Below are 19,801 nucleotides of genomic sequence, written 5' to 3'. Positions count from 1 at the left end.
GGAGCAGGGACCGTGCCAGGGGGTGACGACGACGAGGTGCGCGACACCGACCGTGAGCGTCCCCTCGGACTGCACCCCTACCCCGGAATGGACCGCCACCGCCGGTGGGCGATCATCACCGGGTTCCTCGGTGCGTTCCTCGCCGTCCTCGCCGGGATACTGCCCGTCGACCAGGACACCACCCGTGTGCAGTGGACGGCCGGGCCCGACTACGCCCCGGTCACCGCGCCCCTGGTCTCCGGGCGGCCGCTCGACCTGACGATCACCGCCCCCTGCGCGCCGCTGGCACAGGTGCCGGAGAACACGATCGTGTTCTCCACCCTCCCGCAGGACGCCCCCGGGCGGATCTCCGACGGGCTGGTCGTCCAACGCGTCCGGGACGCCGCGGGCGATCCCGTCATCGAGGTCGCGGTCCGCAACATCACGCTGCTGTCCGTGCCGTTGTCGACCCTGCGCGACCCCGCGTGCGAGACGCTGCACGTGCGCGCCGAGACCGGGATCCTCACCGCCGAGTTCACCGGCCTCGAACGGGACCCCGACGACGCCGACGACGCCGTGCGCGCCGCCGTGCCCGGAAGCATGCGGCCGCAGGTCACCGGCGTCTTCACCGACCTCACGGCCGCAACCGCACCCGACGGGCTCGGTGAGTCGACGGTGGAGGTGACCGTCGACTCCCGCTACTCGTCCAGCCCCACGCTGCTCAAGCTGGTGCTGATGGTGATCGGCGTCCTTGCCACCCTCGCGTCCGTGGTGTTCCTGCACCGCCTCGACGGCATCGACGGCCGCTCGGGTCGACGGTTCGTGCCCCGGTCCTGGTCGCGACTGTCCGGGGTCGACGGCGTGGTGATCGGCGTCCTGGGTTTCTGGCACCTCGTGGGCGCCAACACCTCCGACGACGGCTACCTGCTGACCATGGCCCGCTCCGCCGGGCCCAGCGGATACATGGCCAACTACTACCGCTGGCTCGGCTCCCCCGAGTCCCCGGTGGGGTGGTACTACGAGATCCTGCGGGTGTTCGCCGAGGTGTCCACGGCCAGTCCGTGGATGCGCCTGCCAACCCTGGTGTGCGGAATCCTGTCGTGGCTCATCATCAGCCGGGAGGTCGTCCCCCGGTTGGGCAGACTCGCCCGCACCTGGCGCGGACCGCGCTGGACGGGGGCCGCCCTGTTCCTCGCGTTCTGGATGGCGTTCAACAACGGGCTGCGGCCCGAGCCCGTGATCGCGCTGGGCGCCCTGCTCACCTGGTCGCTGGTGGAGCGGTCCATCGCCACCCGCCGCCTCGTGCCGGGCGTCGCGGCGATCGGTGTGGCCGCGTTCTCCCTCGGTGCCGGCCCGACCGGGCTGATGTGCGTGGCGGCGCTGGCCGCCGGCGCACGCGAGTTCGTCCGCATGGTGCGCCGCCGCGCGCAGGTGGTCGGATGGGCGGCGATCCTCGGACCCGTGCTGGCGGTGGGCCTCGCACTGCTCTACACCGTGTTCGCCGACCAGACCCTGGCCGCGGTCCTCGAGGCCACCCGCATCCGCACCGAGCTCGGTCCGAGTCTGCCCTGGTACGGGGAGAAGGAACGCTGGGAGGCACTGTTCGGGGTCTCCGCCGACGGCGGGGTCGCCCGGCGCTTCCCCGTCCTGCTCATGCTCATGTGCCTCGTGCTCGTCTCGGCCGTGATGCTGCGGCGTGGGCGGATCCCCGGCGCCGCCGCGGGGCCGTCCCGCCGGCTGATCGGCGTGATCGCGGGATCGTTGCTGTTCCTCGTGTTCACGCCCACCAAATGGACCCACCACTTCGGGGTGTTCGCCGGACTGGCCGGAGCCCTGGCGGTGCTGGCCGTGATCGCGCTGCGCTCCTCGACGGTGTCGCTGAGCCGGAACCGCTGGCTGGTGTGGGCGGCGCTGTGCCTCGTCGTCGGACTCTCCACCGCCACCGACAACACCTGGTGGTACGTCTCCGACTACGGCATCCCCTTCTCGGACTCCTTCCCCGCCATCGGCGGGGTGCAGATCCAGTACGTCGCGTTCGTCGGCGGCTTCGTGTGCCTGCTCATCGCCGGGCTCATCCACTCCGGGATCCTGCCCGACGACCCCGGCGCCGCCCTCCGCGTCCGCATCAGACAGGCGGTGCCCTTCCTGCGCACGCACGCCGACACCCCCGCGTCGCGACGGCGGGACGGCGGCTCCGGGGACACGGCCCGCCCGCGCCGGCGCGCCGGGATCGGCGGCGCCCCGCTGACGGTCGTCGCGTTCTCCGTGGTGATCTTCGAACTGTCCTCCGCGGTCATCGCCGTGTTCGCCCAGACCCCGGCCTACACGGTCGGGCGCGGCAACATGCGCGCCCTGGCCGGCGAACCCTGCGCACTGGCCGACTCGGTGCTGGTCGAGGAGGACTCCAACGACGGCCTGCTCGGCGCCATCGGGGCCGGGCCGGAGATCTCCCTCGGGGCCGGCGTGGTCAACGGCTTCGCCCCCAACGGTCTGCCGGACTCCATCACCGTCGACAGCACCGAGGCCTCCGGCTCCCTGGCGACGTCCGAGACCGGTGAGCGCGACCCCGGCGACGGCGTGGACGCCGGCACCACCGGTGGCCGCGGCGCCGTGACCGTCAACGGCTCCACCGTGGCTCTGCCCTTCGGCCTCGACCCGGACACCACTCCCGTCCTCGGCTCGTACCGGCGCGGGCCGCAGGTCGCCGCCGAACTCACCAGCGCCTGGTACCAACTGCCCGCCCGCAGCCCCAACCGGCCGCTACTCGTCATGGCCGCCGCCGGCCGGATCGGGAGCGGCGACCTGCGGATCGAGTACGGACGCCCCGGCCGGGTCGGCCCCGCCGGACCCACCGATTTCGAGGTCATGGGGTCCATGTCCCCCATCGACATCGGGCCGGCCCCCGCCTGGCGCAACCTGCGCATCCCGCTCGAGTCGATCCCCGCCGAGGCCGAGGTCGTCCGCGTGGTCGCCGCCGACGGCAACCTCGATCCCGACCAGTGGCTCGCTGTGACCCCACCACGGAACCCGCGCCTGCGCACCCTCGACGAGGTCGTCGGCCACACCGACCCGGTGCTCGTCGACTGGGTGGTGGCACTGGCGTTCCCGTGCCAGCGGCCGTTCGTGCACAACGGTGGCGTGGCGGAGATCCCCCGATACCGCATCCTCGCCGACCGGGAATCCTCCTCCGCCGCGAACTGGTGGCAGAGCGCCGGCGGCGGCGGACCCCTGCTGTGGACCACCCAGACGGTCGAGGCGATCACGGTCCCCACCTACCTCGACCACGACTGGTCGAGGGACTGGGGTTCGCTCCAGCGGTTCGAACCTCTGGACCCGCAGGCGAGTCCGGCCGAACTGGTCCGCGGCAGCGAGTTGCGGTGGGGCTGGACCACGCCGGGTCCGATGAAGTGATCGTCGCCTAGAATCGGTCGTCGTGTCAGACTCCTCGCCGGCCCCGTCCCCGGAAACCGCCCCGGCCACCGGCCCGGTGGCCGGCTCGGTCGCCGCCGACTCCCGCGTCAAGCGACTCCGTCTCATCTCGATAGTCAGCGGGCTCCTGGGGACCCTGTGCTTCCTCTCCCTGCCGTTCCTGCCGGTCGAGCAGACGACCTCGACCGTGCAGTGGCCGCAGAACGGGTCCGTCGACTCGGTCACCGCCCCGCTCATGGCGCACTCGCCGCAGCGGTTCACCGCCTCCGCACCGTGCACCCTGGTCGCGGATCTCCCGGAGGACGGGGGCATCCTGCTGGCCACCGCGCCCGCCGGCGGCGAGGAGGCCGGCGACCGCGCACTGTTCGTGCGCGCCTCCGCCGAGACGGTCGACGTGATCTCGCGCAACCGGGTGATCGTCTCCGCACCGCGAGACCGCGTGGAGGCCGGCGACTGCACACGGCTCAGCGTCGTCGCGGCCCCCACTTACGTGGAGGCGGCGTTCGAGGGGATGGACGATCCCGCGGCCACCCGCAGGGTGGACGCCGAGGACCTGCGCCCGATGGTGGTGGGCGTCTACACCGACCTGCCCTCGGACACAGCCGTGCCCGACGGTCTCGGCGCCACCGTGGAGGTCGACTCCCGGTTCACTACCGACCCCACCGCCCTCAAGTGGGCCGCCATCGTGATCGGCCTGCTGGCCACCGCGGTCGCCCTGTGGGCCCTGCACGCACTCGACCAGACCGACGGCCGGCGCGCCCGCCGCTTCCTGCCTCGCGGCTGGTTCAAGATCCGGCCGCCCGACGTCGTCGTGATCGGCACACTCGGCATCTGGCACTTCATCGGCGGCAACACCTCCGACGACGGCTACATCCTCACGATGGCCCGCGCCGCCGACCCGGCCGGGTACATGGCCAACTACTACCGCTGGTACGGGGTCCCCGAGTCGCCCTTCGGCTCCCCCTACTACGACCTGCTCACGCTGTTCGCACAGGTCTCCACCGCCAGCCCGTGGATGCGCCTGCCCGCGCTCGTCGCGGCCATCCTCTGCTGGCTGGTCATCAGCCGCGAGGTCCTGCCACGCCTCGGCCGGGCCGCCCGCACCACCCCGGTGGTGCTCTGGAGCGCCGCCGCCGTGTTCCTCGCGTTCTGGATGGCGTTCAACAACGGCCTGCGGCCCGAGCCCGTCATCGCGCTGGGGGCCCTGCTCACCTGGGTCTCCGTCGAACGGGCGATAGCCACGCGCCGGATGCTCCCGTTCGCGATCGCGGTGATCATCGCCTCGTTCTCACTGGCCACCGGCCCCACCGGCCTCATGGCCGTCGCCGCCCTCATCATGGGGCTGCGGGCGGTCGTCCGCACCGTGGTCGTGCGCGGCCGCCGGATCGGCTCGTACCTCGCCCTGATCGCCCCGGTGCTGGCCTCCGGCACCATGGTGCTCATCGTCGTCTTCGGCGTCCAGAACCTCGCCGCCGTCCTCGAGGCCATCCGCGTCCGCGGCGAGATCGGCCCCAACCTCAACTGGTTCGAGGAATTCGTCCGCTACTACTACCTGATGATCCCCACGGTGGACGGGTCCCTCGCCCGCCGCCTGCCGGTCCTGCTCGTGCTGCTGTGCCTGGCGCTGGTGATCGGCACCATGCTGCGCCGCGGCAAGGTGCCCGGCGCAGCCTCGGGACCGGTCTGGCGCCTGGTCGGCGTGGTCGTGGGCACCGCCTTCTTCATGATGTTCTCGCCCACCAAGTGGACCCACCACTTCGGTGTGTACGCCGGCATCGGCGGGGCGATCGCCGCGTTGGGCGCCCTCGCGATCTCCGCGTCCGCCGTCCGGACGGCCCGCAACCGCACGTTGTTCCTGGGCGTCATCCTCGTGGTGGTCGCGCTCGCCTTCGCGGGCCCCAACGGTTGGTGGTACGTCTCCAGTTACGGCATCCCGTGGTGGGACAAGGCACCCAGCGTCCGCGGCATCGACGCCGCCACTGTGCTGCTCGCCCTGGCCGTGCTCACGTTCGCCTACGCCGGCTGGCAGCACCTCCGTCGTGACTACATCGGTGAGCACGCGCCCCGCACCTCGGCGGGTCGTCGCCGGGTGCGGACCTTCGCCGCCGCCCCCATCGCGGTGGTCGCGGGACTGCTGGTGGTCTTCTCGTTCGCCTCGTTCGCCAAGGGGATCCACAAGCAGTACCCGGCCTACACCATCGCCGCCGGGAACGTGTCCGCGCTCGCCGGCAACCCCTGCATGCTCGCCGACCGCGTCCTGGTCGAGCCCGACGCGAACGCCGGCATGCTGGACCCGCTCGACGCCACCCGCCGGCCGGAGGGGTCGATCGACCCGCGGGACCGGGCCGCCGCCAGCGAGGCCGGGGAGAACACCGCGTTCACCCCGGACGGTGTCGCCCCGGACCTGTCGGCCGACGCGGTGGTGGCCGACCCCGGCGCCGCCAACACCACCTCCGAGCCCGGCGGCGGCCCGTCGGTCAGCACCGGGGAGAGCGCCGGCACGGCCGGCGGCCGCGGGGCGGAGGGCGTGAACGAGTCCACGGTGGCCCTGCCGTTCGGGCTCGACCCCGCCACGACCCCGGTGCTCGGGTCGTTCTTCGTGGGCCCGCAGCGGGAGGCGAGCCTGGAGACCGGCTGGTACCGCCTGCCCGAGAACCGCGAGTCCCACCCGCTCCTGGTGATCTCGGCGGCCGGCCGGATCGGCCGCTACGACGCCGACGGGCTCTACGAGTACGGCCAGGAGGTCGTGGTCGAGTTCGGCCGGTCCGGCGACGCCGGGGTCGACACGGTGGGCGAGCCGGTGGTGCCGTTCGACATCGGTCCCGCGCCGACGTGGCGCAACCTGCGGGTGGACATGCAGGACGCCCCCGCCGACGCCGATGTCATGCGGGTCCGGGTCGACGACAACGACCTCACCCCCGAACAGTGGACCGCCATCACCCCGCCGCGCGCACCCGAGCTCGTGACGGTCCAGGAGATGGTCGGGTCGGAGTCGCCCGTCCTGCTCGACTGGGCGGTGAGCCTGCAGTTCCCGTGCCAGCGGCCGTTCGAGCACTACGCGGGTGTGGCGGAGTTGCCGGAGTTCCGGATCCTGCCCGACCGTCCGCTCGCCGTGAGCGCCACCAGTACGTGGATGTCCTACGAGGCCGGTGGGCCGCTCGGGTGGATCGAGACCGCCCAGCGTGCCCGGACGATCCCGTCGTACCTGCGCCACGACTGGAACCGTGACTGGGGTTCGATCGAGGCGTACACGCCGCTGGGCACCTATCAGGAGGACCCGCCGGCGCCCGCGGAGGTGACCACCGGGAACGAGACCCGTTGGGGCTGGTGGCAGCCCGAGGGGCCGATCTTCGTGACCGACCCCGAGTGACCCGCTCAGCGCGCGGGGCCGCGCCGGCCTGACGAGGGCCCGCCGGTCCGATGAGGGGCCCGCCGGTCCGATGAGGGCCCGCCGGAGGCAGCAGCCACCGGCGGGCCCTCGGACGTTCCGGGCGGCCCCGGCCTGAGCCCTCGTCGCCAGCACAGCCGCCCGCCGACATGGCGTCTCGCACGCACCGCGGTGACGGCGAGACGCCAAGTTGAGGAGCGGCTGCGGCCAACGCAGGCAGAAGCGGGAGCGAGACGCCAAGTTGAGGAGCGGCTGCGGCCAACGCAGGCAGAAGCGGGAGCGAGACGCCAGGTTGAGGAGCGGCTGCGGGGCCGAGATATGCGGGACGGGCGGCCCCCTCGTCGGTGGGCCGCCCGTCGGATAGCGCGAGTCTCGCGGAGCCTGCCGTCAGCTCACAGCGGGAAGATGGCGTGCTTGCGCGGCAGCTCGACCCGCGTCTTGTCCCGGAGCTGCTCGAGCGCACTACGCAACACCAGCCGCGTGTGCGAGGGCTCGATCACCGCGTCGATGTAACCCCGCTCGGCGGCCGTGTACGGCGTCGCGATGAACTCGTTGTACATGTCGATGAGCTGCTTGCGGAGCTTCGGCCCCTCCTCGGGACCCGCCTCCTCGATCTGACGGCGCTGCAGCAGATCGACCGCGCCCTCGGCGCCCATCACCGCGATGCGAGCGGTCGGCCACGCGAAGTTGAGGTCGCCACCGAGGTTCTTGGAGCCCATCACCGCGTAGGCCCCGCCGTAGGCCTTGCGCACCACGAAGGTCACCTTGGGCACCGACGTCGCCGCCACCGCGAAGCCCATCTTGGCGCCACGGTGGATGATGCCCAGCTTCTCCTGCTCCACACCCGGGAGGTAGCCGGGGGTGTCCACCACGAAGACCAGCGGGATCGAGTAGGCGTCGCACAGCATCATGTGCCGGGTCGCCTTCTCCGAGGCGTCGATGTCGAGTGCGCCGGACAGGTGGAGGGGCTGGTTGGCGATCACGCCCACCGGCTCACCGTCGACGCGCGCGAAGCCCGTGATGATGTTGGAGGCGAACTGCCCCGACGTCTCCATGAACTCGCCGTCGTCGAACATCCGGATCAGCACGTCGTGCATGTCGTACGCGGCGTTGTCCGAGTCCGGGATGATCGTGTCGAGCTGCAGGTCCGACTCCGTGGTCTCCGGCTCGAGTCCCGGGTTGATCCGCGGGGCCTTCTCGCTGGCCGAGGACGGCAGGTAGCTCAGCAGGTTACGCACGTACATGAAGGCGTCTTGCTCGCTCACGGCGACGTGGTTGACGTTGCCGTTCTTGGCCTGCTGCAGGGCCGAGCCGAGCTCGTCCATGGTGACGTCCTCGCCGGTGACCTGCCGGATCACGTCGGGCCCGGTGACGAACATGTACGCCTGGTCCTGGACCGCGATCACGAAGTCGGTGGTCGCGGGGGCGTAGACGGCGCCGCCCGCGCACTTGCCCAGCATGATCGAGATCTGGGGCACGTACCCGGAGGCCGGATACTGCCGCCGGGAGATCTCGGAGTAGTAGGCCAGCGAGGTCACGGCGTCCTGGACTCGCGCGCCACCGGAATCGTTGATGCCGATGATGGGGCACCCGACCTTGATCGCGAAGTCCATGATGGCGCAGACCTTCTTGCCGAAGCCCTCGCCGACCGACCCGCCGAACACCGTGTTGTCGTGCGCGTACACGGCCACCGGGCGGCCGTCGATGGTGCCGCGGCCGGTGACCACGCCGTCACCGAACGGGTTGTCCGGGCTACCGGGCGCCTTGGCGAGCTGGCCCATCTCCACGAAACTGCCGGCGTCGAGCAGCAGTGCGATCCGCTCCCGCGGCGGGGTGTGCCCCGCGGCGTCGCGGCGGGCCTTCGCCCGCTCGCTGCCCGGGTCCTTGGCCTGCTCGGTCTTGACCCGCAGTTCCGCGAGCTTCTCCGCGGTGGTCTTCGCCGTCACGCGTCTGTCCCCTTCCGTACACCCGCGTCGAGCTCGGTGAGCCGACGCGCCAGATGCTTACCGACGGTACCGACCACCGGTTCGTCGACCATCGCGAGGTGGTCCCCGTCGAGCTGGACGACCTCCAGGTCGCCGACGATGCGGGCCCAGCCGCCGTCCGGGTCGATGTGTGCGTAGCGGGGCTCGAGCTCGATCGCCCCGTCGTGCATCCGCTCCGCGCGGTACAGCACGAACGGCACCTCGGCGCCGACACCGGCCCAGGTGGACAGGTCCGCGCTCTGCAGGATCCGGTTGTCGACGAAGCTGGCCCGCTGGTGTTCGATGACACCGCCGCCCATGGCGTTGGCCTCGGCACCCAGTGCCCCGAGCAGCATATCCAACACGCCGTCCTCACCGTGCTCGGCCAGGAAGTCCCGCGGGACCTCCACGTCCAACCCGTAGGTGCGCTTGGCGAACTCCGAGTACCGACGCCACCGGGCCTCGGCCTCGTCGAGGGTGTCGGGGATCGGCTCCGACGGCTGCACGGTGTCCAGCAGGACCACCAGCGCGACCTCGTCGCCAGCGGCCCGCAGTTGCCGGGCCACCTCCACGGCCAGCGCGCCGCCGAAGGACCAGCCCCCCACGGCGAGCGGACGGCCGGCCGCGATCTCGCGGATGCGGTCCAGGTAGCTCGCGGCCCGCTCCTCCAGCGGCCCCTCGACGCGCTCGACGCCGTACACCGGGGTGTCCACGCCGAGTCGGTCGACCAGCGGCTCGTAGACGAACGACGACCCGCCGGCGGCGTGGAAGAGGAACAGCGGGGTGGCCTCGGTCGACCCCTCGGCCAGCACGCGAATGTTGCCCTCCACCGCGACCTCGGTGAACGGCCGGAGCAGGTCCGCGACCTCGGCGATCGTCGTGGCACCGGCGACCTGCGCGGCGGTGATCTCGCCGCCCGAGCGGGCCGAGAGCCGCTCGGCGAGAGCGACCCGGGTCGGCTCGTCGACCGGGGGCAGCGCGCCCGTGACGCCGGGTGCCGCGGCGCCGGTGACCACGGCCCACGCACCGAACGCCATGCGCTCGGTGTCATCGCGCGGCGCGATGGCGACCGAGGCGTCATCGCCGCCGGAGCCCTCCTCGGACGCCGGCGCGTCACCGCGTAGCGCGGCCACGTCGACGGCGCCCTCACCGCGGGCCTGCTGGGCCGCCAGGTCGCCGACCCGGTCCGGGTTCTCGACGGCGAACCGCACCATGTCCGCGACATCGTCGAGCGACGCGTCGCGCATCGCCTGCAACTCGAGCGGCGGGATGGCGAACTCGTGCTCGACACGGTTCTTGATCCGCACCGCCATGAGCGAATCCAGGCCGAGATCGAGCAGCGGGAGCTCCCTCGGCAGGTCGTCGGGGCTGTATCCCATCGAGGAGCCGATGATCCGGGCCAGGCGGTCACCGATCGCTTCGCCGGAGTCGGGGTTCCAGCGGGTGTCGACCTCGTCGCCGTCGTCCTCGTCGTCGACCACCGGCGCGTCGGACTCACTCGACACGTAGTGCTGCTCGGGCGCGGAGTCCGGGGCGATGGGGGCGCCGCCGGTCACGGCGCACTCGGCGACCAACACGAACGCCGCGGTGGCGTCGCCGGCGCGGGCGTGGACCTGCACCGACGCGCCACCCGGGTGCGGGGTCATGGTGGTGGTCACGGAACCGGCGGCCGGCAGCATGCCGGGCCGGTTCACGGCGGTGAGGGTCGCACCCTCGAGCACCGACGCCGCGGCGGCGGTCATCAGCGCGTCGACGCTGGGCACCACCTCGGCACGGACCTGCCACGCGTGGCGACCGTCGGGCAGCGCGACGTGCGAGCCCGGCATCCGGCCCTCGCCCGACCCGCCCCCGGCGGTGACCTTGGGCCACAGGGTGCGGCGCTTCCACGCAGTCCCCGGCACCGGCGCGTACCGGCCGGGGCCCGTGACGTAGCCGTGGATCATCTCCACGACGCTGGGCACGTCGATGGTGTGACCGTGCACGTACAGCTGCGCGACGGCGTGCAGGAGCGTGTCGGCCTCGGACTCCTTGCGCTTGAGCGCATGGAGCAGGTTGGGCTCCATGAGGCCGGCGTCGAAGCACGTCGCGGCCACCGACATCGCGGCCACCGGGTTGGGGGCCAGCTCGAGGAACGTCACGTACCCGGCGTCGACGGCCTTGCGTACGGCGTGGGTGAACCACACGGAGTGCCGCATGCCCTTGACCCAGTACTCCTCCGCGTGGACCGGCTCGTGACCGGCGCGGTAGAAGGTCTCGCGGTCGACGGAGGAGAACAGGCCGGAGGTGAGCTCGCGCGGCTCGAGACCCGCGATCTCCGCGGCCAGCTCACCGAGGAGCATGTCCACGTCCGAGGTGTGGCCGGCGCCGCGGACCTGCAGCTGGCGGGCGAACTTGCCCTGCTCCTCGACCCACGCGACGAAGTCGGCGACGGGCTTGGCACGGCCGCCGACCGTGGTGTGGGTGGGCGCGGCGTAGACGGCGGGCTCGACGGAGGCGAACTGCGGGTTGTCGGCGATGATCTGCGCGATCTCCTCGGCCGAGTACTCGACCAGCGCCATCGCGCCGGCCTCATCCTCCGAGACCTGCCCCTCGGCGTCGCCCATGAGACGCGAGCGCACGCAGATCACGCGGACGGCGTCCTCGAGGCCGAGGCCACCGGTCGCGTAGGCCGCGGCCACCTCACCCATCGAATGCCCGATCACGGCCTCGGGCTTGGCCCCGAGCGCGCGCAGGGTGTCGACCAGCGCCACCTGGATGGCGAAGATCCCGACCTGGGAGTTCTCCAGCTCGTACGTCTGTGAGTCATCGAGGATCAACTCCGCGATCCGGTAGCCGGCCTCGAAGTCGATGAGTTCGTCCACCGCGTCCAGGCACGAGGCGAACAGCGGGTTGGACAGGTAGAGCTCCTTGGCCATCTTCCGGTGCTGGGACCCGAAGCCGGAGAACACCCACACGTCGCCGGTGCCGGCGGGGGCGTCGGCGCTGAACACGCCGGGACCGGGGTCGCCGGCGGCCAGCGCGCGCAGGCCCGCCACGAGCTCATCGCGGGTGTGGCCCACGACGGCTCCGCGCGAGCGACCGTGGTTGCGGGTGGCGAGGGTGCGGGCGACGGCGCCCAGGTCGACCGAGTCGTCCTGCGCCTCGAGCCAGTCCGCGATCTGACCGGCCGTGGACTTGCGGCGCGACGGCAGGGAACCGGAGACGACGAGCACGGTCGCGGGGGCGCCGGGCACGGAGGTACCGGTGGTGGCCAGCTCGTCGGCGTTGCGCTCCACGGCCTCGGCCACGCAGCGTGCGATGTCGTCCGCGGCGGCCGGGGTCGCGGCGGCCGGGGCCTCGGGGGCCGGGGCTTCGGCGGCAAGGGCGTCAGGGGTGGCGACCTCGCCGGCCCGGACGTCGGAGACGGAGTCCTCGTCGACCGTGGTCTCCTCCGACGCGCGCACCGGCGCCGGCTGGTACTCGGCCACCACGACGTGCGCGTTGGTGCCACCGAACCCGAACCCGGAGATGCCGGCCAGGGCGCGCCCGCTGTAGCGCGGCCACCCGGTGGTCTCCGTGACCACGCTCAGTCGCGCGGCGTCGAAGTCGATGTACGGGTTGGGGCCCGCGAAGTTGATCGTCGGCGGCAGGGCGTCGTTGGTCATCCCTAGGATGATCTTGGCGAGGCCGGCGGCCCCGGCGGCGGACTCCATGTGGCCGAAGTTGGTCTTGGCCGAGCCGAGCAGCGTGGGGCGGTCGGCCTCGCGGCCGCGGCCGAGCACCTGGCCCAGGGCGGTGGCCTCGATGGGGTCCCCGAGGATGGTGCCGGTGCCGTGCGCCTCGATGTAGTCGACCTCGCGCGGGTCGACGCCGGCGTCGGCGTAGGCCTGGCGCAGGACGGCGACCTGTGCGTCGGGGTTGGGTGCGGTCATACCGTTGGAGCGACCGTCCGAGTTCACGGCGGACCCCTTGATGACGGCGAGGATGTCGTTGCCGTCCCGTTCGGCCTCCGACAGGCGCTTCAGGATGAACACTCCCCCGCCCTCCGACCGGCAGATGCCGTTGGCATCGGACGAGAACGCCTTGATCCGCCCGTCGGGGCTGAGCGCGGCACCGGTCTTGGCGAAGCCCATGGTCGCGGCGGGCGCGAGCATCATGTTGACACCGCCGGCGACGACCAGGTCCGATTCGTGCAGTCGCAGCGAGTTGACGGCCTCGTGGATCGCCACCAGGGACGTCGAGCAGGCGGTGTCCAGCGTCATGGACGGGCCGCGGAAGTCGAACGTGTACGAGACCCGGTTCGAGATGATCGAGTTGGAGGCGCCGGTGACCGCGTACGGCGAGGCCGCAGCGGAGTCCGAGGTGAGGAACACCTGGTAGTCGCTGGAGGACGATCCCATGAAGACGCCGACCTCGTGGCCCTTGAGGTCGCTGGCGGGCAGGTGGGCGTTCTCCAGGGCCTCCCAGGTGAGCTCGAGTGCGAGCCGCTGCTGCGGGTCGACCATCTCGGCCTCGCGGGGGCTCATGCCGAAGAACTCGGCGTCGAAGTCCCGGACCTCGGCGTCGTCGAGCCAGCCGCCACGATCGGGCGCCTCGGACAGCACCTGCTGGACGTAGGCGTCGCCGGACCACTCGGACCAGCGGGTCGCCGGGCGGGGGGTGGTGGCGTCCCGACCGGAGGCGAGTAGCTCCCAGGTCGCCTCCGGGGTGTCGGCGCCGCCGGGGAAGCGGGTGGCGAACCCGATCACGGCCACGTCGAACTCCATGCCCGCGCCGCGGTCACGGAACGTGTGGAAATCGGTGGGCGCCTCGGATTCGACCGGTCCGTTGACGACGTACTCGGCCAGCGAGGCGATGGTGGGGTGCTGGTAGGCGACGGTCGCGTCGAGTGGTCGACCGATGAGGTCCTCGAGATCGGCGGACAGGGACACCGCGTCGCGGGACGACAGGCCGTATTCCTCCAGCGAGCGGTCGTCGGTGACCTTGGAGATGTCGAGCCCGGTGGCCCGGCAGACCCAGCCCCGCATCCATTCGCGGAGCTCTACTACCGTCATCTCGCTCTGTGCCATCGTCCTGGCTCGCCTTTCCTCGGGTGTCGTCCGGTGTGTCCCGTCGCGGCGGGGCACCCGTGGTGCTTGAACCGGCCCGGCCGGGCGGACGCTACTGCGCCGGCAGGTCCGGGAAGGCGGTCTGCTGGTGACCCCCGCGCAGGGTGCCGTCCACGTAGGCCGCCTTGCACGCGCGCCGCGCGATCTTGCCGCTGGACGTGCGGGGGATGGATCCGGCGGGGACCAGCAGCACGTCCTGGGCGGTGACGCCGTGACGTGCCGAGATCGCCGTGCGGACCGCGTCCGCGATGGGGCCCGGGTCGGCCTTGCCGGCGCCGGGTGCGCGCTCGCCGACCACGACGAGCGTCTCCGAGGAGTCATCGGCGGCGATCTCCGCGCCGTTACGCGCCTCCATCGGCAGCTGGTTGGCCGGCACCGAGAACGCGGCGACGAATCCGGGGCGCAGCGCATCGGAGGCGCCCTGCGCCGTGTTCTCGAGATCCTGCGGGTAGTGGTTGCGGCCGGTGACGATCACCAGGTCCTTGACGCGGCCGGTGATGTACAGCTGACCGTCCACATAGGCGCCGTAGTCGCCGGTGCGCAGCCATCGAGCGTCGGAGGGCACGGTCCCGAACTCCCGGACCGTGCGGGACCCCTCCTCGAGGCACTCGACGAGCCGGTTGCCGAAGGTGGCGTCCGACTCCTCGGGGCGCCCCCAGTAGGCGCGACCGACGTTGGTCCCGTACAGCCAGATCTCGCCGACGCGCCCTTCGGGCAGCTCCCGCCCGGTGCCGTCGTGCTCACCCGTGGCCTCGTCGATGTTCGCCTCGACGATGGTGGCCCACTGGCTCGGTGCGACGTACCCGCAGGCGACCTGCGGGATCGCGTCCTCGTTGCCTTCCACCTGCGCCGGGTCGAGGACGGTCATGACGCCCTTGTTGAGGTCCGACCGGTCCACGTGGATGACGATCGCCTCGTCGTCGCGGCGCGGCGAGGAGACGAACAGGGTCGCCTCGGCCATCCCGTAGGACGGTTTGATGACGGTCGGTGCGAGCCCGTAGGGCGCGAAGGCCTCGTTGAAGGCACGCATGGAGGCGGGGGTGACCGGCTCCGAACCGTTGATGATGCTGGTCACGCCCGACAGGTCGAGGGTCTCGCCGTCCCTCGGCAGCCCTCGGCGTGCGGCGTGCTCGAACGCGAAGTTGGGGGCGGCGGCGAACACCCCGTCGCCGTCCGACATCGCGCCCAGCTGCGAGACCCAGCGACCCGGGCGCTGCACGAACGCGCGGGGGCTCATCACCGTGATGGTGGCCCCGCCCATCGCGGGCAGGATCACCGTCAGCAGGCCCATGTCGTGGAACAGCGGCAGCCAAGTGACCCCGCGGGACGCGCGGGTCAGCCCGAGCCCGTCGAACAGCTGCATGACGTTGGTGACCACGTTGCGGTGGGTGATCTCCACACCGGCCGGTACGCGGGTCGAGCCGGAGGTGTACTGCAGGTAGGCGATGTCGTCGGCGCCGAGATCCGGTCTGGTCCACCCCGAGCCGAGCTCCGCGGGGATGGCGTCGACGGCGACGGTGCGCGGACGCTCTCGCGCAGGCAGGGAGCGGAACAACGTCCGGACCCCGGCCGCGGAGTCGGTCGAGGTGAGGATGACCGCGGGCGTGCAGTCCGCCAGGACCGCGTGGAGGCGGTCGTGGTGACCGGGCTCATCGGGGTCGAACAGGGGCACCGCGATGAGCCCGGCGTGGATGGCCGCGAAGAACGACACGATGTAGTCGAGGCCCTGCGGCGCGAGGATCGCGACCCGGTCCCCCGGCTTCGCGACCTGCTGGAGGCGGGCGGCGATGGCGTAGAGCCGGTCACCGAACTGCGACCATGAGAGTTCGTGCACCTCGCCGTCACGGGAGGACGAGTAGTCGATGTAGCGGTAGATCAGCCCGTCCTCGGCAGGATCCTCGCGGGCGGCGGAGACATTGGCTTCGACGAAGTCGACAAGGGTGGTGCGATCAGGGATGACGATCGCCCCACCGGCGTCGTGGTACTGCTCGAACTCCACGTTGCTCCGTTCCGATCCGTCTTACGTTGGTCGACGTCGTCGACCACGGAAATGCCGGGTGCACTGACGACAAGCTTGGTCGATCCTACAGCGTGCCCCAGAGCGCATCCGAACTCCGAATCATCCGGCTCGTCAGGCGTGTCGCAGGCCGAGCCCTCCGGAGGACGTGGACGGGTCACCCGTGGGCGATCTCCGGGGCGGCGTCGACGAGCTCGCGCACGTGCCCGATCGTCCACTCCGGGACCGTCGTCCCCTCGATCACGTCCGGATTGGTCGCGTACATGGCGTGGATCGCGTTGTTGGCGACGAACTCCTGGAACCGGGCGGCGCCGTCCACCACGTTGAGCGGGGCATTGCAGATCAGGTCTCGGGAGTCGCAGATCTGGGCGGTCCTGTCGCCGAGTTCGCCGAAGCCACCCGGGCGGGGCCCGGTCATGGTGGCGCCGGCGATGAGCTGGGTGAGCCCGGTGGCCGGCTGTAGGGAAATCTCCATCCCCTGCCCGTTTCCGGGCGACAACCCCGGCGACTGACCCTGGCCCGGCACGCGGCGGCCGTCGGCGATGAGGACCGATCCCCGGACCAGGTCGGCGGGCACCGGCCCGTTGCCGGTACCGATCTCGCTGGTGAGGTCACCCGCGATCACCGCACCCTGGGAGAAGCCCAGGAGCACGAACGACGTGTACGGGCACCGCTCGTGCGTGGCGGCGAGCTCGGCGCGGGCCCTCTCGGTGCCCTCCGCCCGGCTCTGGTCGTAGGGGATCTCGTTGGGCGCCTGCGGGTTCCTGAACTGGGCCACGTAGGGGACGGTGAACACCTCGAGCCGGTCGTCCGGGTACTGCTCGCTCAGCGGGTCGGTGATCGTCCTCAGCAGGGCGTTGGGCAGGAAACCCGGGTTGTACGGGTCGTCGGTGGGGCTGCTCTCCCAGGTCCCCGGCACGGCGACCATCTCCACGTCCGGACAGTCCGCGGGCTGGGTCAGCTCCGGCTCCCCCGGGCCGGGCAGGGGCCCGTCGGGACCCGTGGGCAGCCCACGATTCCCGATCCACCATCCGATGCCCAGCACCAGCAGGACCACCAGCACGAGTGCCCCCAACGAGCACCCGAGACGACGGCCTCTCCCACGACGCATTCCGCGAGCCACGATACGAACTCCTTCCCGGCCTCCCCGCTCGACTGGGACGGGTGGCCGACGACCGGTCAACGCCCCGGTGGCGCTGCGGGTTCCGGGAGCACCCGAAGGGTGTCCCGTCTCACCCCGGGGCGACGCGGGCCGGGTCCTGCCGGACCGGGCGCCGCGGCGCTGTGTGCATTCGTCGGACTACGGACAGAGCTGGCCCGCCGAGGCGTCCACCACGACGCGGGAGAGCTCGTCGACCTCGCGATCCGAGTACCCGCCCGCCGAGATCTGACCGGCGACCGCGTCGGCGATCGTCGTCGTCTCGTCGGCGGCGCCCCCGGTCGTCCGGATGCGGCAGATGGTGTTGCCGGCGGCGACGAGCGAATCGGAGAGGTCCGCGGTGTCGATGCCCTCGCGCGCCAACGCCGCGAGATACCCGCGCCCCCGCGCGCCGACGGCCGGGGCGGTGTACCCGGAGGCGTCCGGATCGACGGGTGCGGGCGCCTCCGTGTAGCGGCCGGAATCCTCCGTCGCGGGAACGCGCGACACCCCGGGTGATCCGCTGCCGCCCGGGGGCGGGGCCAGCGTCTCGGAGTCGGGCACGCCGGAGACCGTCGAGTCCCCACCGCCGCAGGCGGTGAGCATCCCACCGCCGACGAGCAGCGCGGCGGTCAGCGTCGCCAACCGGGTTCTCACGACGAGATCTCCGCCCGGCCACCGCTCACGGTGATGCGGCCGCCCTCGAACTCCATCTCCTGACCGTCCCTCGTGGTGCGCAGCGGGCCGGTCGGGTAGCCGAGCCGCCCGCGTTCGTAGTCGACCGTGCCCCAGGCGTCGAACACCGGCCCACGGGGGACCACGTGGGCCCCGGTGCGCGGGGACCAGTAGATGTACCCGCCCTGGAACCGGCTGAACGCGCCGTCCCGGGTGCTCAGGGCGATCTCGTCGGTGGTCGGGTAACCCAGCTCGGAGTTCTCGGCGCCGGCCTCGCGATAGGTCTCGAGGATCTTGCCCTCGACGACCTTCGGGCCCGTCTCCTCGGACCAGTAGACGGTCCCGCCCTGGAAGCCCTGGACGACACCCGGCTTGTTGGGGTTGGTGATCTCGTCTGTGGTCGGGTAGCCGAGCTCGCCGCGCTCGGCGCCGCGCTCCTGCCACATCGCCCGGATGCCACCGCGGACGGCGTGCGACCCGGTGGTGGGCGACCAGTAGATGACGCCGTTCTGGAAGGTGGAGAACCGGCCGCGGCCGTCCGGGGTGGTGGTCTCGCCCGAGGTCGGCAGCCCGAGCACCCCGTCGGGGCCGCCCTCGGCCTGGTAGGCCGCGCCGATCGCGCCGAGGACCGAGTGGGCCCCGGTCCCCTGCGACCAGAAGGCGCGGCCGAAGCGGAAGTCGGTGGCCTTGCCGCCGCGGACGTCGTACTCGCCGGTCAGACACGGCCCCAGGCCGGGCTGCCGCTCGGCGAGGCGTGCGATGTCGCCACTCGCCGCGCACGGCTTCTCGACGTTCTCGATGCCCACCGCGGCGGCGAACTGCGGCCATGCCTGGGTCATCTCGAACTGCCAGTACGGCCAGGTGTGCGTGCCGGACGGGCGGAAATTGGCGGTGACCTCGACCCCGGCGGCGCGGGCCCGGTTGACGAAGGTCTGCGTGGTCATCCGGGAGAGCAGCTCGAGGCCGTAGCCGGGGAAGTTGGTCGGGATGTCCGGCAGGCCGGACGGCTGGTCCCAGGGCCCGGTGTTGCCGCTGCCGGCGGAGACGTAGACGCTCTGCCCGCGCATCTTCTCGGTGTGGAGCTTCGGGTCCTGTTCCTGCCAGCGCCGGGAGCCGAGCGGGCCCCACATGCTCTCGGCCGGGTAGCCGCCGGCGTCCTGCATGGCCACCTTGACCGCCTCGGGCATCCCGAAGCTGGTGGTGTCGAGGAAGCCCGAGTAGCTGGCGGCGAACGCGAAGTGATCCGGGTAACGCTGGGCCAGCATCATCGCGGCCGTGCCGCCCATGGACAGCCCGGCGACACCGTGCTGGTCGCCCACCCGCCAGTCGCGCGCCAGCAACGGCGGCAGTTCCTGCATGAGGAACGTCTCCCACTGGTACGCCGAGCCCTTGGCGTCGGAGACCCAGTCCGTGTAGAAGCTCGACTCGCCACCGATGGGCAGCACGATGACCGCGTTCTTGGCGTCGAAGAACTGCGAGATCTTGGTCTCGAGCGTCCAGCCGCTCGCGTCGTCGCGGGCCCGCAGCCCGTCGAGCAGGAGCAGGGACGGGTAGGTGCGCTCGGGGTCGGCGTTCCACTGGGCCGGGAGCATGAGCTGCACCTGGATCGCCTGCTCCATGGCCGGTGACCGGACCCAGAGTGCCACCCGGTTGGCGGACTTCCACTCGACCTTGTCGAGCCGGACACCGGACGGCGGCGTCGACGGCACGCGCAGGGTCGGCGCCTCGGGCGCAGTGGCGGGACTCTCCGCGGGGGTCGACCGCGCCGGGCTCTCCGCCGGGCTCGTCTGCCCCGGGGTCGGCCGGGACGGCGTCTCCTGTGCCGCCGCGACGGGCGGGAGGACGAGACCGGAACCCACCACGGACGCCACGAGGGGAGCCGCGAGGAGGGACGCCCACCGGTGCCGGGGGCTCGCGTCTGAGCTGGGGGTCGCCATGTGTTGTTCTCTTCCTTGCCGCGTCGTCTCGCCGAATAGTTAGTGGGCGCGCGTCAGAACGACCCGCGCCACATGTATCCGGAGCCCGGGTCCGTGGTGCGCCCGCGGGTTCCCCTCCCGCGGCCGAACCCGGTGGTCAGATGCGACCGGGGCCCCGCACGAGAATCTACGCGCGGGGCCCCGGTGT

General features: G+C 72.0%; 8 protein-coding genes. 2 read left to right on the top strand and 6 right to left on the bottom strand.

Annotation, left to right across the window (positions count from 1 at the left end):
* Positions 1-12: 12 nt before the first annotated feature.
* Both OVA21_RS18175 and OVA21_RS18170 read left to right on the top strand, forming a co-directional pair.
* Positions 13-3,390 carry an arabinosyltransferase domain-containing protein gene (locus OVA21_RS18175; protein WP_256820819.1) on the top strand — a complete coding sequence of 1,126 codons (3,378 nt, stop codon included), beginning with the start codon at positions 13-15 and terminating at the stop codon, positions 3,388-3,390.
* A gap of 22 nt (positions 3,391-3,412) precedes the next feature.
* The gene (locus tag OVA21_RS18170) at positions 3,413-6,778 is read left to right on the top strand and encodes an arabinosyltransferase domain-containing protein (RefSeq protein ID WP_268093039.1); all 3,366 of its coding nucleotides are present in this window, start codon (positions 3,413-3,415) and stop codon (positions 6,776-6,778) included.
* Between the two features lie 410 nt (positions 6,779-7,188).
* On the opposite strand, the gene OVA21_RS18165 is transcribed toward OVA21_RS18170, so the two are convergent.
* From OVA21_RS18165 to OVA21_RS18140, 6 genes are all read right to left on the bottom strand, one after another.
* Entirely contained in the window at positions 7,189-8,742 is a 1,554-nt protein-coding gene (locus OVA21_RS18165; RefSeq protein ID WP_268093038.1) for an acyl-CoA carboxylase subunit beta, read from the bottom strand.
* A complete protein-coding gene (pks13, locus tag OVA21_RS18160) occupies positions 8,739-13,808 on the bottom strand; it encodes a polyketide synthase Pks13 (protein WP_268093037.1) in 5,070 nt (1,689 codons plus the stop codon). Before pks13 ends, OVA21_RS18165 begins: the two co-directional genes overlap by 4 nt.
* A 91-nt stretch (positions 13,809-13,899) precedes the next feature.
* Positions 13,900-15,846: a long-chain-fatty-acid--AMP ligase FadD32 gene (gene fadD32 / locus OVA21_RS18155; protein ID WP_268093036.1), complete on the bottom strand. Its 1,947-nt coding sequence runs from the start codon at positions 15,844-15,846 to the stop codon at positions 13,900-13,902.
* Between the two features lie 175 nt (positions 15,847-16,021).
* Positions 16,022-16,987 (bottom strand): cutinase family protein, encoded by a 966-nt coding sequence (locus tag OVA21_RS18150; RefSeq protein ID WP_082923820.1) that lies wholly within the window; start codon positions 16,985-16,987, stop codon positions 16,022-16,024.
* Positions 16,988-17,164: 177 nt separating this feature from the next.
* Positions 17,165-17,659, bottom strand: coding sequence for a DUF732 domain-containing protein (locus tag OVA21_RS18145; protein WP_268093035.1), 495 nt, complete (start codon positions 17,657-17,659; stop codon positions 17,165-17,167).
* Positions 17,656-19,614 (bottom strand): alpha/beta hydrolase-fold protein, encoded by a 1,959-nt coding sequence (locus tag OVA21_RS18140; protein ID WP_069388638.1) that lies wholly within the window; start codon positions 19,612-19,614, stop codon positions 17,656-17,658. Before OVA21_RS18140 ends, OVA21_RS18145 begins: the two co-directional genes overlap by 4 nt.
* Positions 19,615-19,801: the final 187 nt, after the last annotated feature.

This window comes from Dietzia sp. SL131, assembly GCF_026672565.1.
In the GTDB taxonomy this organism is placed as follows: Bacteria; Actinomycetota; Actinomycetes; order Mycobacteriales; family Mycobacteriaceae; genus Dietzia; species Dietzia kunjamensis.
This window is presented reverse-complemented; position numbering and strand designations above follow the sequence as displayed.